This window comes from Micromonospora deserti, from assembly GCF_003236335.1.
GTDB classification, from domain to species: Bacteria; Actinomycetota; Actinomycetes; order Mycobacteriales; family Micromonosporaceae; genus Micromonospora; species Micromonospora deserti.
Genome location: NZ_POUB01000128.1, coordinates 1 through 16900, shown reverse-complemented (window position 1 = coordinate 16900; position 16900 = coordinate 1). Strand labels below are relative to the sequence as shown.

Annotated in this window: 5 protein-coding genes; all 5 read right to left on the bottom strand. The window is 76.1% G+C overall.

The genetic code is table 11. The annotated features are described in order from the left end of the window. Window positions 1-5413: type I polyketide synthase (locus C1I99_RS18360; protein WP_111135450.1), on the bottom strand; the 5413-nt coding region annotated here is incomplete at its 3' end. A gap of 14 nt (window positions 5414-5427) precedes the next feature. Continuing rightward, on the bottom strand, window positions 5428-8934 hold the full coding sequence (locus C1I99_RS18355; protein WP_111135449.1) for a non-ribosomal peptide synthetase: 3507 nt from the start codon (window positions 8932-8934) through the stop codon (window positions 5428-5430). Continuing rightward, entirely contained in the window at window positions 8931-11240 is a 2310-nt protein-coding gene (locus tag C1I99_RS18350) for a lantibiotic dehydratase (RefSeq protein ID WP_111135448.1), read from the bottom strand. The genes C1I99_RS18355 and C1I99_RS18350 overlap by 4 nt, the downstream gene beginning before the upstream one ends. Next, entirely contained in the window at window positions 11237-14413 is a 3177-nt protein-coding gene (locus C1I99_RS18345; RefSeq protein ID WP_111135447.1) for a thioesterase domain-containing protein, read from the bottom strand. The genes C1I99_RS18350 and C1I99_RS18345 overlap by 4 nt, the downstream gene beginning before the upstream one ends. After that, a partial coding sequence (locus tag C1I99_RS18340) for a beta-ketoacyl synthase N-terminal-like domain-containing protein (RefSeq protein ID WP_111135446.1) occupies window positions 14410-16900 on the bottom strand: 2491 nt, incomplete at its 5' end. The genes C1I99_RS18345 and C1I99_RS18340, both read right to left, overlap by 4 nt.

The window sequence follows — 16900 nt, the reverse complement described above, 5'->3', positions numbered from 1 at the left end:
CGGCGGTGGGCCGCAGCTCCTCGATCCGGGCGGCGAGCCCGGCCACGGTGGGGGTCTCGAAGAGGCTGCGCATCGGCAACCGGACCCCGGTCGCCTTGCGCATCGCGGCGATCAGCTGCACCGCGACCAGGGAGTTGCCGCCGAGGGAGAAGAAGTCGTCGTCGACGCCGACTTCGGCCACCCCGAGCCCGTCCCGCCACACCTGGGCGATGGTCTTCTCCAGCTCGGTGCTCGGCGCCGCCGAAGCGCCACCGGTCACGGTGGGCGCGGAGCGGTTGCTCTCCGGCTCGTTCTCCAGGCTCTCGGCGGTCACCCGGCCGGCCCGGCGGCGGATGTCCGCCACCGCGCGGGTGGCGATGACCACCTGCGCGCCGAGCCCGGCGGTGAGGCTACGACGGAACGCCTCCGCCCCGTCCACCGGCCGGATGTCCTCGGTCGGCCCGGCCGGCGCCGCGTCCCCGGTCTCCGCCGGCGCGGCGGCGACCAACCCGCCGGTGACCGCCCCCTGGTCGACCCGGCGCAGCAGGAAGTCGCTGATCGCCACGAGTTCCCGCCCGTCGGCGTCGCGCAGCGACAGGTCGGCGGCGACCACCTCGTCGGTGGCGCCGTCCCGGTGCCGCAGGTGACTGTGGAACCGGGCCGGCAGCGACCCGCGCACCACGATCCGCCCGTACGACAGCGGCAGGTAGGTACCCGAGCCCTGCCCGCGGCCGAACGCGGTCGCCACGTCCAGCAGCGCCGGATGCAGCACCCACGACGGCAGGTCCGCCAGCGCCTCGGCGGGCGCCTCGATCTGGGCCAGCTCCTCGCCGTCGCCGAGGTGGTGCTCGCGCAACGCGGCCCAGCGCGGCCCGAAGGTCAGCATGCTGGTACGCCCCCGGCCGAACGACGCGTCGTCGTCGACCCGCCGGCCGGCGACCGTCAGCTCCCGCGCGGCGGTGGCCGGCTCGGCCGTCCAGCCCGCCGCACCGCGCACGTGGGTGCGCAGCTGGCCGGCGGCGAGGCTGCGCACCATGAAGTCGACCCCGTCGTCGGTGTCGGTCAGCTCGACCCGGTACTGGGCGACCGTGCCGTCGGGCACCGAGAACGGCTCCAGGAACACCACGTCGCGCAGCTCCACCGCGGCGTCGGCGGTCGGCGCGGGCACCACGGCGGCCACCGCGGCGCGCACCGACTCCAGGTGGGCGGTGCCCGGCACCACCGGCACCCCGCCGATGCGGTGCTCGTCCAGCAGCCAGTGGGTGGCGGCGGAGACCAGGCCGTGCAGCACCGTGCCCTCCGGACCGGTCACCTTCGTGGTGAGCACCGGGTGGTCGACCGGGGTGGTGGCGGTGTCCCGGCCCGCGGCCCGGAACCCGGCCGGCGCGGCGGTCTCCACGGCCATGCCCACCTCGGCCCAGCCGCCCCAGTTTTGCGACACGACCGGCGCCCGCCAGCCCAGCCCAGAGCGGGCGTACGCGTCCAGCGCGTTGTTGGCCGCGCAGTAGTCGACCTGACCGAAGCCGCCGATCACCGCGGTGATCGAGGAGCAGAGCACCACGAAGTCCAGCGGCAGGTCGCCGAAGACCTGTGCCAACGCGAGGGTGCCGGCAAGCTTCGGCGCGAGCACCCGCTCCGCCTCGGCCCGTTCCTTGATCTCGGCCATGCCGCCACCGGGCAGGCCGGCCGCGTGCACGATGCCGTCGATCCCGCCGTACGCGCGCTCCGCCTCGGCCCGTACCCGGGCCAGGTCGGCCGGGTCGGTGACGTCGGCGGCGAGCACCAGCACCTCGGCGCCGGCGGCCTCCATCCGGCGGATCGCCGCGATCGCCCGGCCGGTACGGTCCGCACCGCCGTGCACGGTCAGGTGCGCGTCCCACTCCTCGCGGGACGGCAGGCCGGAGCGGGCCAGCAGCACCAGCCGGGCGCGGGCGCGGCGGGCGAAGTCCTCGGCCAGGGTGATGCCGATGCCGCCGAGGCCGCCGGTGATCACGTACCGGCCGCCCTCGCGCAGCGCCCCGGGCTCACCCTCGGCGTCGACGGTGACCTGCTCGTAGCCGGTGACCCAGCGGCGCCCGCCGCGCAGCGCCACCTCCGGCCGCTCCGGGTCGACCGGCCGGCGCAGCTCGGCGGCGAGGGCCCGCTCCCCGGTGTCGGCCGGGTCGGCGTCGATCAGCCGGACGGTGAGCCCGGGCAGCTCGACCGGGAGCACCCGGGCCAGCCCGGCCAGGGTGGCGTGCTCGGGCCGGGTCAGGTCGGCGCCGGTGACATCGCCGACGCCGGTGGTGACCAGGTCCAGAGTGAGCGCCCCCTCCTCGGCGGTGCGGCCGGCGGCGGCGAGCGCCTGCACCAGGTGCAGCGCGCTGAAGAAGCCGCGGTCCTGGGCGACCCAGGTGGCGGCGATGTCGGTGCCGGTGGGCCCGCCGTCCAGGGTAAACGCGTGCACCAGCCGCGCCGGCAGGTCGGCGCCGAGCGCGGCGACCAGAGTGTCGTAGTCCTCCCGCGCCCCAGGGCGCAGCCGGAAACCGTCGGGGTCGGCGGCGAACGCCTGCCCGGCGCGTACGGTCAGCGGCTGCTCGCCCGCGGCCCGCAGCGCCGCGACCAGCGCGTCGCCGCGCGGACCGTCGGCGAGCACCAGGCAGCGGCCCGGCGGCACCGTCCGCGGCTCCGGGGCGGCCTGCCGCCACACCGGCACCGCGAACCACTCCGGCAGCGGGCGCGGGCCGCTCTCCACCGGTGCGGTCCCGCCCGGCTCCACCGGGTCCGGGTCCACCCAGTAGCGGCGCCGCTCGAAGGGGTAGGTCGGCAGCGGTACCCGCCGGGCGTCCGGGTCGGAGCCCAGCCGCACCGGGGTGCCCGCGCACCACAGCGCCGCCGCCGCGCCGAGCAGGGTCGCCAGGTCGCCGCTGGCCTCGCCCGGGCCGGGCAGACTGCCCAGCGGGGTGAGCCTGCGCTGCGCCTCGGACCCCTTGGCGACCTGCATGCGGGCCAGGTTCGCCAGCTGCTTCCCCGGGCCGCACTCGACCAGCTGCCAGGTGCCCTCGGCGAGCAGAGTGGCCACGCAGGCTCCGAAGCGCACCGGCTGGCGCAGGTGCGCCGCCCAGTACGCCGGGTCGGTGGCCTGCTCGGCGGTGATCCAGGTGCCGGTCACGTTGGACAGGAACGGGACCGCCGGCGCGCGCAGCGGCACGGCGGCCATCAGCGCGGTGAACTCGGCCAGGATCGGCTCCATCATCGGCGAGTGGAAGGCGTGCGAGGTGCGCAGCACCTTGCTCTTGCCCTTCAGGGTTTCGGCGAACGCGGCGACCGCCTCGCCCGGACCGGCCACCACGCAGGTGCCGGGACCGTTGACGGTGGCCACGGCGAGCCCCTCGGGCAGCTGGGGGCTGACCACCGACTCGTCCAGGGCGACGGCGAGCATCGACCCCGGCGGCAGCGACTGCATCAGCCGGCCCCGCGCGGCGACCACCCGCAGCGCGTCCGGCAGGCTCAGCACGCCGGCCACCGTGGCGGCGACGTACTCGCCGATCGAGTGGCCGATCATCGCCGCCGGTCGCACCCCGGCGGACTGCCACAGCATGGCGAGGGCGTACTCGACGACGAAGAGGGCGGGCTGGGTGTAGCGGGTCTCGGTGAGCTTCTCCCCCGCCTGCGGGTCACGGCCGAGGATCAGGTCGCGGATGTCCAGCCCCAGTTCGGGACGGAGCAACTCGGCGCAGGAGTCCACGGTGGCCGCGAAGGCCGGCTCTTCGGCGTACAGCTGCGCGCCCATCCCGGCGTACTGGGAGCCCTGGCCGGAGAAGAGGAACGCCGGCCGGGGCGCCGGGCCGTCGACCACGCCGGCCTGCCGGCGACGCGGGGTGCGCAGCGCGGCCACCGCGTCGGGCAGGTCGGCGGCGACCACGGCAACCCGGTGCGGGTACTGCCCTCGGCCGACCCGCAGGGTGTGCGCGACGTCCGCGAGGTGCTCCGGCCCCCCGTCCGCCGCGCCCGCCAGGTAGTCGGCGAGCCGCGTCACGGCGGTCTCCAGCGCGGTGGCGGTCTGTGCCGACACGTGCAGCAGCTGCGCCGGGCGGACCCGCCGCGACGGGTGGTACGCCTCCGGCGCCTGCTCCAGCACCACGTGGGCGTTGGTGCCGCCGATGCCGAACGAGCTGACCCCGGCCCGGCGCGGCGTGCCGTCGGTGTCCCACTTGGTCAGCGTGTTCGCCACGTAGAACGGGGTGTCGGCGAACTCGATCGCGGGGTTCGGCGTCTCGTAGTTGATGGTCGGCGGGATCAACCCGTGCTCCATCGCCAGCACCGTCTTGATCACACTGACGATGCCCGACGGCTGGCTCAGGTGGCCGATGTTGGACTTCACCGAGCCGATGCCGCACCAGCCGCGGTCGTCGGTGTCCTTGGTGTAGACGGCGGCGAGCGCGGCGACCTCGATCGGGTCGCCCATCGCGGTGCCGGTGCCGTGCGCCTCGACGTAGCTGATGGTGCGCGGGTCGACGTCGGCCATCGCGACGGCCTGGGCGATCGCCTCCATCTGCCCGTCCATGCTGGGGGCGGTGAAGCCGACCTTGCCGGCACCGTCGTTGTTGATCGCGTTGCCGAGCACCACCGCGCGGACGGTGTCGCCGTCGGCGATCGCGTCGGAGAGGCGCTTGAGCACGGTCACGCCGACGCCGCTGCCCCACACGGTGCCGTTCGCAGCGGCGTCGAACGGGCGGCACCGGCCGTCGGGCGAGGTGAAGCCGTCCATGCCGAGGTAGCCGACGTGCGGCAGCTCCACGTTGACGCCGCCGGCGAGCGCCATGTCGCACTCGCCGTTGCGCAGCGCCTCGCAGGCGAGGTGGAACGCGACCAGCGAGGTGGAGCAGGCGGTGTGCACGGTCAGGCTCGGCCCGCGCAGGTCCAGCCGGTACGACACGTTGGTGGCGACGTAGTTCGGGGAGTTGCCGGTGGCCAGCGAGACGATTCCGTGCGGACCGCCGCTGACCCGCTTGTTACGCATCACGTAGCGGTGCAGGTAGGTGCTGCCGCCGGTGCCGGCGTACACGCCGATCGACCCGTCGTAGCCGGCCGGGTCGTAGCCGGCGTCCTCCAGCGCGGTGTGGCAGGACTCCAGGAACAGCCGGTGCTGCGGGTCGGTGATCTCCGCCTCCCGGGCGGTCATGCCGAACAGTCCGGCGTCGAACTCGTCGTACCCGTCGATCAGCGGGGCGCGGTTGACCCAGCCCGGGTCGTCCACCTCGTCGACGCCGGCGCCCCGGGCGAGCTGCTCCTCCCGGGTCAGTTCGGTGACCGACTCGACCCCGTCGACCAGGTTGCGCCAGAACTCGTTCACGTCGGCCGCGCCGGGCAGGCGGGCGGCCAGTCCGACGATCGCGATCGGCTCGATGCCCTCGCTGTCGCCGGTCGGGTCGGTTGCGGTCGGGTTGCTCATCAGGCTGTCCTTCGTCACGCGGTGCCGCCGGGGCGGCGAGGTGGGTTGCGGCGGGTACGGCTACGCCGGGCGGCGGCCCGCAGGGCGGCGCGGGCCAGTTCGGGCCGGTCGGCTGCGCCGTCGAGGCTGGCGGCGAGCGCCCGGATGGTGGGGTGGCGGAACAGGTCGAGCATCCGGATGGAACGCCCGGTGGCGGCGGTCAGCCGGGCGTGCACCGCGGCCAGTGCCAGCGAGTGCCCGCCGATGTCGAAGAAGTTGTCGGTGACGCCGACGCGGTCGCGGTCCAGCACCTCACGCCAGATCCCGGCGATCAGCTCCTCGGTGTCGGTCAGCCCGTCCGGGCCGGCGGGCAGCACGGCGCGCGGCGCCTCGGCGGCGACGGTCATCGCGCCGGGCCGCGGGGCTCGCACGGCCGCCCGGGGCAGCTCGGCGGCCACCTCGACGGCCGGCCTGTCGGGGGCCGCGGCCAGCGCCCCGACCAGCGCCACCAGGTCCGCCAACAGGCCGTCGATCCGCTCGGCGTCGAACAGGTCGGGGTTGTGCACCACCTCGACGCCGTACCGGCCGGCCCGTTCCACCAGGTAGACGGTGATATCGAACGGGGAACCCGGCTTGGGCACCGGCACCGGCTCACCGGTCAGGCCGGTCAGCGCGAGCCGCGGCGGGGCGAAGTTGAGCACGTTGAACAGCACCTGCACCAGTGGGGCGCGGGAGGTGTCCCGGCCGACACCGAGCGCCTCGACGATCTTCTCCAGCGGGGCGCCGGGGTGGGCGGTCGCCTCGTGCAGCTCGCCCGCGGCCCGGTCGACCAGCTCGGCGAAGCTCGCCCCGCCGCCGCGGACCCGCACCGGCACGGTGTCGATGAAGAAGCCGACCACGTCGTCGAAGGCGGCCAGCCGCCGGTCGGCGACGATCGCGCCGAGCACGTGGTCGTCGCCGCCGGTGAGCCGGCGCAGCAGCTCGCCGAAGGCGGCGAGCAGCACCGCGGCGACGGTGGTGCCGCGCCGCCCGGCCAACTCCCGCACCGCCCGGTCGGTGGTCTCGGGCAGGCGCACCGCCGCCTCGGCCCCGGCGTAGGTCGCCACCGCCGGTCGGGGCCGGTCGCGGGGCAGGTCCAGCACGGTCGGGGCGTCGCGCAGGTGGGCCACCCACCAGTCCAGGTCGGCCGGGCCCCGGCGTCGGTCCCGCTCGGCCCGCCAGACCGCGTAGTCGGCGTACGTGATAGGCAGCGGGGGCAGCGCCGGGATCTCCCCAGCGAGCGCCCGGTCGTACGCGGTGGCGAGGTCGTCGTAGAGGATCTTCTCCGACCAGCCGTCGAAGACCGCGTGGTGCAGGGTGACCGCCAGCACGTGGTCGGCCGGACCGAGCCGGTAGACGGTCACCTGCCAGGGCGGCCTGGTGGCCAGGTCGTAGGCGTGCGCCGCGCCGGTGGCGAGCAGCCCGGCCAGTTCACCCTCGGCATCGCCGCTGCCGGTCAGGTCGACCACCGGCACGGCCACGTCGGTCGGCTCCTCGCAGACCGCGTACGGCACGCCGGCGGTCTGCGGGATACGCCAGCGCAGCACGTCGTGCCGCTCGGCGACCGCGCGCAGCGCCGCGCTGAGGACGGCGGTGTCCAGCGGGCCGCGCAGCCGGTGCGCCACCGCGATGTTGTACGGCGCGCTGGACGGGGCGAGCTGGTCGACGAACCAGAGTCGGCGCTGCGGCGGGGAGAGCGTGGGCGGGTTGCCGCTGCTCAGCCCGTCGCCGTCGGCCGGGGCGGCGGCGGTGACCCGCGCGACCAGGCCGGCCAGGGTGCGGCCGGTGAACACGTCCTCGGTGTCGACGTGCCGGCCCAGCTCGGCGCGGAGCGCGGCGACCAGGCGCATCGCGGCGATGGAGTTGCCGCCGGCGGCGAGGAAATCGGTCTCCGGCGTGGGGGCCGCGCCGAGCAGTCGGCCCCAGATCCGGGCCACCGCCGCGGCGACCGGCTCGTCGGCCGCGACCGGGCCGGTCGGCTCGGCGGGCCGGCCGGCGGCGGCGAGCGTCCGCAGCGCGGGCCGGTCCAGCTTGCCGGTGGTCGCGCTGACCGGCAGCTCGTCCAGCCGCAGTACCCGGGCCGGCAGCATGGCGGCGGTGAGCCGGGGCCCGGCGTACGCCCGCAGCAGCGCGTCGTCCGGCGCGGCGGCCGGGGTGAGGAAGGCGACCAGCTCGGTGCCGGCCGGGCCGGGGACCGCCTCCACGGCGACCCGGTCCACCCCGGGCAGCCCGGCCAGCACGGCCTCGACCTCGCCCAGTTCGATCCGCTGGCCCCGGATCTTGACCTGCCGGTCGGCCCGGCCCAGGTAGACGATCCGCCCGTCCGGGTCCTGCCGCACCAGGTCACCGGTGCGGTACAGCCGCTCGCCGGGCCGGTCGGAGAACGGGTCCGGGACGAACCGTTCGGCGGTCAGCCCGGGCCGGTTGAGGTAGCCGTCGGCCAGGCCGGGGCCACCGATGAGTAGTTCGCCGGTCTCGCCCGGGGGCACCGGGCGCAGCTGCGCGTCCACCACGTACGCGCGGTGGTTGGGCAGCGGCCGGCCGATCGGCACCGGGTCGGCTTCGGCGGCGGTCAGTTCGCCGCTGACCGCGAGCACGGTCGTCTCGGTCGGGCCGTAGCCGTTGAAAAAGAGCCGCCCGGGCGCCCAGCGGGCGGCCAGCTCGGCCGGCACGGCCTCGCCGCCGCAGAGCACCACCCGCCAGGACGGCACCTGCGCCGGGTCCAGCATGGAGAGCACGGTCGGGGTGATGAACCCCCAGTTCACCTGGTGCGCGGCGATGAACCGGGCCAGCCGCACCGGGTCGGCCCGGTCCTCGGCGCCGAGCAGCTGCACCGACCCGCCGAGCAGCAGCGGCACGAAAAGGTCCATGGTGGCCGCATCGAAGCCGAGTGAGGCGATGCCGAGGCTGCGCACCCCCGCGTCGGCGCCGGTCAGCGCCGCGCAGCCGGTGACGAACTCGACCACGTTGCGGTGGGTGGTGAGCACTCCCTTCGGCCGGCCGGTGGAGCCCGAGGTGAACAGCACGTAGGCCGGGTCGCCGGGGCCGGCCGGGCAGGGCGCCAGCGCGGCCGGGCCGGGCAGCCCGAGCGGCTCGACGCCCGGCACGTCACCGAACTCGGCCTCGGCAGCGTCGCCGACCACCACGGTCACGCCCGCGTCGGCGGCGATCTCGCGCAGCCGCCGGCGCGGGCCGCCCGGCTCCAGCGGCACGTAGCAGGCGCCGGCGAGCAGCACCCCGAGCACGGTGACCACCAGGTCCGGGGTGCGTGCGCCGCAGACCCCGACCCGGGTCTGCCGGCCGACACCCCGCTCCCGCAGCGCGGCGGCCACCCCGGCCGCCCGGGCGAGCAGGTCGGCGTAGCTGAGCCGGGTGTCCCACTGGCGCACCGCGACCGCGCCCGGTGTCCGGGCGGCCTGCGCGGCGATCAGCTCCGCCAGGGTCGCGTCCGGCCAGGGCAGGGGCTCCCCGTGGACGGCGCTGATGGACAGGATGTCGGTCACCCGTTCTCTCCCCGGTAGCTCACAGGATCGGTGATCTGCAGGCGCAGCTCGCTGACGTAGCCGCGCCCCTGCGCGTCGGTCACCCAGGCACCCGCCGGGTCCGGCAGCAGCTCGGTGACCGTGACGGCGACGTCCGGGCCGCTCTTCGCCGCGGCGCCGATCATGGCGCAGAGGGACTGGGCGTGCAGGGGGCCGGTGAGGTCGACGTAGCAGGGCTTGACCTCGGTGCCGACCTTGACGAAGACCCGTTCGGGGAGCCCGAGCCGGGCCCGCCAGCGGCGGACGGCGAGGAACCGCTCGGGCTCGCCGGTGACGCCGGCCAGCCCGGTCTCCGCCACCGTGGTCCGCCAGGTCTCCCGCGCCACCACCAGCCGGTCGATGGTGATCCGGGGCGTGTGCGGGGCCGGGGCGAGCAGCTTGAAGGAGTCCAGCAGCAGCGCGCCCAGCAGGTTGGCGAAGATCTCCATCAGCGGCCAGCGGGTGCCGTCCGGCAGCACGGCGACCCACCTGCCGCCCTCGGGTTCCACCCGCACCTCGGTGGCGCGGACCAGCCGGTGGACGTCGGCCCCACGCGCGGTGTCGATGCCGAACTGCCGGTCGCCGGGGCCGTTGAGCGCGTGCGTGATGCGGGTGGCCGTCCGCGGGTAGCTCTCGGGATAGAGCACCCGCGCCCGGGCCGGCCCGAGGTCGGCGTCCAGCGCTGCCCGCAGCGCCGGCTGGTCGGGGTGGAACGGGGTCAGCACGGCGCTGTCGAACGGGATGTAGGCCGGGTGCAGCTCACCGAGGACGAGCAGGAAGTCGCCCCGGTTGAGCGCGTCCAGATCGCTGGCGCTGATCTGCAGGTCCGGGCTGTGTATCCGGGCGGACGGCCAGCCCGGCCCGTCGGCGGCGAACAGCACCCGGGCCCGCTCGGCCAGACTCGCGCTGCCCAGCCGCAGCTCCGCCTGTCCAGCGGCCAGGGCGTCGAGGCCGAACAGCTCGGCCCAGCGGTCGGTGAACCCGGCGCTCGCCTGGGCGATCGGGCCGTCCGGAGCGAGCAGCAGCCCCTGGGCCAGCGACCAGACGTCGGCCAGCCGGACCGGACCGTCGACGCTCAACTCGGCGTGCAGGTCGGCGATGATCCGCTCACCGGCGACGGCCACCTCGGCGGTCAGCCAGCGCGCCGCAGCCAGCACGATCGCCAACGGTTCGGCCAGCGCGTCGAGCACCTGGGAGCCGACCGTGACGGCCAGGTCCCGGGCGGCCTCCTCGTAGAGGACCGTGCGGCCGGCGTACATCTGCCCCGCCTGCCGGGTCGCGGCCCGGCCGGTGACGGCGGTGAACTCGGCGTTCAACGCGGCCAGCGCGGCACCGAGCCGGGCCGGGTCGCCGGCGGCCGCGGCGACGGCGGCGCGCGCCGCACAGAGGCGGTCGAAGGCGGCCGTCACCTCGCCGCGGACGTGCGGGTCACCGATGGCGGTGATCCGGTCGCGCAGCACGTGCTCGGCCTGCGGGCTGATCGGCAGACCCGCGTCCCAGGTCAGCAGCCCTCGTTCGACCAGGCGGTCGAGCAGCAGGAGCCCGTCGTCCGCGGTCCGCAGCCCGGCGTCGCCGTCCGCGCGGAACCGCTCCACCAGCTCGACAGCCGGGGTGTGCCCGTCGCAGGCGGCCAGCAGCCGCGCCTGGACCGCGGACAGCTCGGTCGGCGGGTGCAGCGGCCGGGTGAGCCACCGGCCCGACACGCTCAGGTGCGGCGGCAGCGCCGGCGCCCACCAGCGCCGCACCGCGAGGTCGTCGGCGAGCCGGTCGGCGTACGCGATGAGCGCCCACGCCTCGAAGTGGACCTCGCGCCGGGCCACCAGGGCCGGTCCTGGGCGGAGCCGCGTGTCCGGCCCGTCCGGGTCGAACCGGCCCCAGCAGACCGGGCCGAAGAAGCCGATCGTCTCGGCCTTGCCGCAGTAGCGCTGCCAGTAGCGCAGCAGGCTCAGCTCGCGCTTGCGGCGCCGGACGTTGCGCACTGCCGGGTCGGTACGCAGCAGGCCGTCCAGCGCGATCAGCATCTCCGGGTTCTGCCAGGTGACCGCCTCCCGCAGCAGCGGGTCGGCGGCGATCTCACTGGCCTTCGCCGAGCTGTCCGCCAATGCCGTCGCGACCGCCTTGTCGAACAGTTCCGCCGCGCCCTCGCCGGCCAGCAGGGCGTCCGCGGCGGCCGCCGCCTCAGGCGCGGCGAAGGCGTCCAGCCCGGTCGCGGGGAAGCCGGCGGTTCGCAGCACCACGTCGCGCCACACCGACCAGCCGGTGTCACCGAGCGGTATCCGGTGGCTCATCGATCGCGCTCCCGTTCGTCGGCGTCCACGATGTGCAGCCGCAACTCGCTGAAGTAGCGCCGTCCGGCCGCGTCGGGCACCCAGGCGTCCTCCGCCGTCGGCAGCATCTCGCTGACCACGAGCGAGGTGCCGTCGCCGCCGTCGGTCCGGGCGGCCCGCACCATGGCACAGAACATGTTGGTGAAGGCGGGGCTGGACAGGTCCACGAAGCAGGGCTTGGTCTCGGTGCCGAACTTGACGTAGACCCGTTCCGGCAGGCCGAGCCGGCGGCGCCAGTCCCGGACCGCGAGGAAGCGCCCCCGCTCGCTGGTGACCGCCGCGAGGCCACTCTCGCCGACCGTGGTGCGCCAGGTCTGCCGGGCCACCACCAGGTCGTCCAGGACGATCCGGGGGGTGTACGGCGCGGCGGCGACCAGCTTGAACCCGTCGACGGCGTGCGCGGTGAGCAGGCCGGAGAAGACCTCGGTCAGCGACCAGCGCTGCCCGTCCGGCGCGGTAACGACCAGCCGGCCCGCCTCGTCGGTGACGGTCAGCTCGACCGTGGGCAGCACCCGGTCCGGGTCGGCGCCCGGAGCCGGGGCGAAGGCGAGCTGCCGGTCGGTCGGCCCGACCAGCGCCTCGGCCACCCGGCTGGTGCGCCGGGGCCAGTCGGTGGGGAAGAGCAGCCGGAGCCGCCGCTCACCGAGGTCCTCGGTGAGCGCGTCCCGCAGCCCCTCCACATCGGGGTGCGACGGGGTGAAGGCCTGGCAGTCGAAGGAGGCCCAGGCGGCGTGTAGCTCGCCGAGGACCACGGTGTAGTCGCCCCGGGCCAGCGCATCCGCGTCGGCGGCGCAGATCTGCAGGTCGGGACTGTGCAGCCGAGCGTTGGGCCACTCCGGGCGGTCTGCTGGGAAGACCTGGGCGACCCGGGTGGCGAGGTCGGCCACCGGCAGTCGGACCTCGGTCGTCCCGGCGGGCATCGCGTCCAGGCCGAACAACCCGGCCCAGCGGCCGGCGAACTCGGCGGCCACCGCGTCGACCGGCCGCTCCCCGCTGCCCCAGAACAGCCCCTGCGTCAGGAACCACAGGTCGGACAGCACCACCGGAGCGTCGCCCGCCTCGGCGTGCAGCTCGTCGTAGAGCTCCCGGAACGCCGCGTCGTACGCCTGCTCCAGCGCGGTAACCAGCCAGCGGGCCGCCTGCAACAGCACCGCGAGCGGGGCGGCCAGCCGATCCAGCAGCGGCGCGCCGAAGACCACGTCCAGGTCGCGACTGGTGTCCTCGTAGCAGAGCGTCCGGCCGGCGTACATCTGGCCCTCGCGGCGGCGTGGCGGCTGCCCGGTCAGCTCGGTGAAGGTCGCGTCGAGCGTGTCGAGGGCCGCCCGCAGCCGGTCCGGGTCGCCGGCCGCGCCCGCCACCGCGTCCCGCGCGGCACAGAGCCGGTCGAAGCCGGCGCGGGCGGCCTGCCGGGCCGGCTCGTCACCGATGGCGGCGATGCGCTCTCGCAGCGCGTCCTCGGCGGCCGGGCTGACCGGCAGCACCGCGTCCCAGGTGATCAGCTCGCGCTCCACCAGCCGGTCCAGCAGCGCGTACCCGTCCTCCGGCCGGCGCAACCCGATCGCCGGGTCGGTCACCAGATCGTGTGCCGGGCGACGCCCGTCGGCGGCGGCCAGCAGCGCCGCCTCCACCGGGGTGAGCGGCAGCGGCGGCCGACCGGGGCGCCGCACGACGCGGTCGGCGAGGCTCAACTGCGGGCAGAGCATCGGCGCCCACCAGCGACGCACTGCCAGGTCCTGACCGATCCGCTCGGCGTAGGCGCTCAATGCCCAGGATTCGAACCAGACCCAGCGGCGTCGGGTTAGGCCGGGGCCGGGGCGCACCTCGGCGGTCTCCGGGCGCCGCGGGTCGAGGGTGACCCAGCAGCTCGGGCCGAAAAAGCCGACCGTCTCGTTCTTGCCGCAGTACCGCTGCCAGTACTTGAGCAGGGCCCGCTCCCGGTCCCGCCGGCGCACGTTGCGGGCCGGGTCGGGGCCGCCCCGGCTCAGCCCGTCCAGGGCAACGAGGGCCCCCCGATTCTGCCAGGTGATCGCCTCGCGCAGCAGCGGGTCGCCGGCCAGTTCGGTCAGCCGCCGACCGGCGGCGGTCGCCGCCTCGGCGAACTCCTTGTCGAACTGTTCGGCGCCGGCGCCGGTGGCCAGCAGCTCGTCGGCGGCCGCGGCGGCCTGCGGAGCGGCCAGCATGGTCAGCCCCTCGGCGGGGAAGCCCGTGGTGCGCAGGATGGCATCTCGCCAGACCGACCAGCCGGTGTCGCCGAGCGGCACCCGGTGCCTGCCGACGGCCGCTACGGCCGGGCCCGCCGCCGTCCCGGCCGGCACCGGCGCGGCCCGCTGCGGGGATACGGCGAGATGCGTGGCGGGCGCGCCGGACCGCCCCGCGGCGCCGGCGGGTCGCCCCGCGTCGGGGGTGGCGGCCGCGGTCAGGTCAGTGCGGATCGCGGCGAGCAGCTCGGGCAGCCGGTCGTGCAGGAAGAAGTGCCCACCGTCGATCTCGCGCAGGGTGAAACCGGCGGCGGTGTGCTCCCGCCACGCGTCGCTGTGCTCCCGGGTGACCGCCCGGTCGTGCCGGCCGCTGAACGCCACGATCGGCACCGGCAACGGCTCGTCCGGTAGGTAGCGGTAGCGGTCGACCCGGCCGAAGTCCGCCCGCAGCAGGGGCAGCAGCAGCTCCACCAGCTCCGGATGCTCCAGCAGCTCGGCCGGGAGCCCGCCGCCCTCGCCGAGGCGGCGCAGTAGTTCGTCGTCGTCCACCCGGGACAGCCCGTCGAAGAGGCTGGACGCGGTCACGTGCGGGGCCCGCGCCCCACCGACGTAGAGCCGCAGCGGCAGCGGCCGGCCGGCCCGGCGCAACTCGCGGACCACCTCAAAGCCCACCCGGCCGCCCATCGAGTGGCCGTAGATGGCGTACCGGCCGGCCGCCCGGTCGGCGATGGCGTGCGCGACGTCGGCCACCTGGAACTCGGGGTCCTCGCTGATCCGGTTCTCCCGGCCGGGCAGTTGCACCGGCAGCACCTCGACGCCCGCGCCGATCCCGTCCTGCCAGTGGCGGAAGGCGCTGGCGCCCGCGCCGGCGTAGGGCAGGCAGAACAGCTGGACCGACGCCGGGTCACGGCGGCCGGCGGAGACGAACCAGTTCACTGCGCGCCTTTCTGAGGGGGGTCGATCCAGTACCGCTGGCGCTGGAACGGGTAGGTGGGCAGCCCGGTGCGGCGGATAGAGCCCTCCGGGTGCAGCTCCGTCCAGTCGACGTCCCGCCCGGCGACCCAGGCCGCGCCCAGGTCGCGCAGCCGGCCCGGTTCGCCGGCGAGCCGGGCGTCGGTGGTGAGCAGTTCGTCCAGCGCGGCCACCGCGCCGGCCAGGTCGGTGGCGACCACCGCGGCGCGGCAGCCGAAGGCCCGCCGGCCGAGCGCCAGGGTGGCGGCCACCTCGGCCAGGGCGGGGGCGGCACCGGAGAGGTGCTGCCGCAGCCGGGTCAGCGCCGCCCGCAGCGCCACCGGGGTGCGCGCCGACACGGGCAGCAGCCACGGCCCGTCGGCCGGTTCGGCCGGCTCGGCCGGCGGGGGCTGCTCGACCAGGACGTGCGCGTTGGTCCCGCCGATGCCGAACGAGCTGACCCCGGCCACCCGGCGCGGCGCCTCGGGCCAGTCCCGCGCCTTCGTCGGCACGTAGAACGGGCCCTCGGCCAGGTCGATCTCCGAATGCGGGCGGGTGAAGTGCAGGTTCGGCGGGATGACGCCGTGCTGCACGGCGAGCACCGCCTTGATCAGCGAGGCGATGCCGGCACCGGCATCGAGGTGGCCGATGTTGGTCTTCACCGAGCCGAGCGCGCAGCTCTCGGGGCCGGCGCCGGCGTACACCTCGTGCAGTGCGGCGACCTCGATGGCGTCGCCGAGCGGCGTACCGCTGCCATGGGCCTCGATGAAGCGGACCTCGCCGGGCGCCACCTCCGCCGCGGCGAGGGCGCCGGCCACGGCGGCGGCCTGCCCCGCCGGGCCGGGCACGGCGTAGCCGGCCCGGTCGGCGCCGTCGTTGGTGACCGCCCAGCCGGGCAGGATCGCGAGGACGCGGTCCCCGTCGGCCTGCGCGTCGGCGAGCCGGCGCAGCGCGACCACGCCGACCCCCGAGCCGAAGCCGGCTCCCGCGGCGGCCTCGTCGAAGGCGCGGCACCGGCCGTCCGGCGAGGCCAGGCCGCCGGGGGTGTGCCGGTAGCGGGGCCAGGTGACGTTGACCCCGCCGGCCAGGGCGATGTCGCACTGGTAGTCGGCGAGGCTCTGCGCGGCGAGGCAGACCGCCACCAGCGAGCTGGAGCAGGCGCTCTGCACCGCGATCGCCGGCCCGGTCAGCCCCAGCCGGTACGCGACCTGCCCGGGCAGGTGGTCGGTGAACTGCCGGCCGACCAGCCGGGCCTCCCAGTCGTCGGGGTCGACGTCGCCGACCACCGCCGGGTTGTCCATGAGGTGGAACAGGAAGTACCGGTTGGCCGAGGTGGCCCCGTAGACGCCGACGAGCCCGGGGAAGCGGGCCGGGTCGTGCCCGGCGTCCTCCAGCGCCTCCCAGGCGGTCTCGAGGAAGAGCCGGTGCTGCGGGTCGGTGCGGGCCGCCTCCTGCTCGCCGAAGGAGAAGAACCCGGCGTCGAAGTCGGCCACGCCGTCGAGCCGGCCCGCGGCCCTGACGTGCCGGGGGTCGGCGCGCAGGGCCGGGCCGATGCCGAGGGCGGCCAGTTCCTCGTCGGTGTGGTCGTGGATGGAGTCAACGCCGGCGCAGAGGTTCCACCAGAAGGTGGCGACGTCCGGCGCGCCGGGGAAGCGGCCGGCGAGGCCGACCACGGCGATCTCGTCGCCGGTGTACTGGCGGGCGGCGGTCGCCGGGGCGACCGGGGCGGGCAGGACCGGCGCGCGGACCGGCTCCGGCGGCGTGTCGAGCAGGTCGGCCTGGGCGGCCACGGTCGGGTGGTCGAACAGGCGCAGCAGCGGCAGGCGCACCCCGAACCGCTCGGCGATGCGCTCCTGCACCCGCCCCAGCAGCAGGGACTGCCCGCCGACGTCGAAGAAGCTGTCGGTGCGGCCGACGGCGTCGCGGCCGAGCACCTCGCACCAGATGTCGTGCACGGCCCGCTCGGTGGGGCTGGCCGGCTCCGCGCCGGCCGGCACGTCCCGGGCCGGGTCGGGCAGCGCCCGCTCGTCGATCTTGCCGGTGACGGTGAGCGGGAACTCGTTGACCACCACCACGGCGCGGGGCAGCGCGTACTCCGGCAGCCGCCGGGCGAGGGCGACGCGCAGGGCGGCCGCGTCCAGCGCCCCACCGGCCGGCCGGGCGTACGCGAGCAGCTCGCCGTCGCGGGCGATGGCGCGGACCCCGGCGACGCCGGGCTGCTCGGCGAGCACCGCCTCGATCTCGGTCAGTTCGACCCGGAACCCGCGTACCTTGACCTGCCGATCGAGCCGGCCCAGGCAGACCAGCTCCCCGGTGGACAGCCGCTGCCCGAGGTCGCCGGTGCGGTACGTCGGCACCCCGTCGTGGTCGGTGGCGAACCGGTCGCTGTCGTGGCCGAGGTAGCCGGGGGCGAGGTGCGGGCTGCGCACCACGATCTCGCCGTTCTCGGCCAGGCGCAGCTGGTAGCCGGGC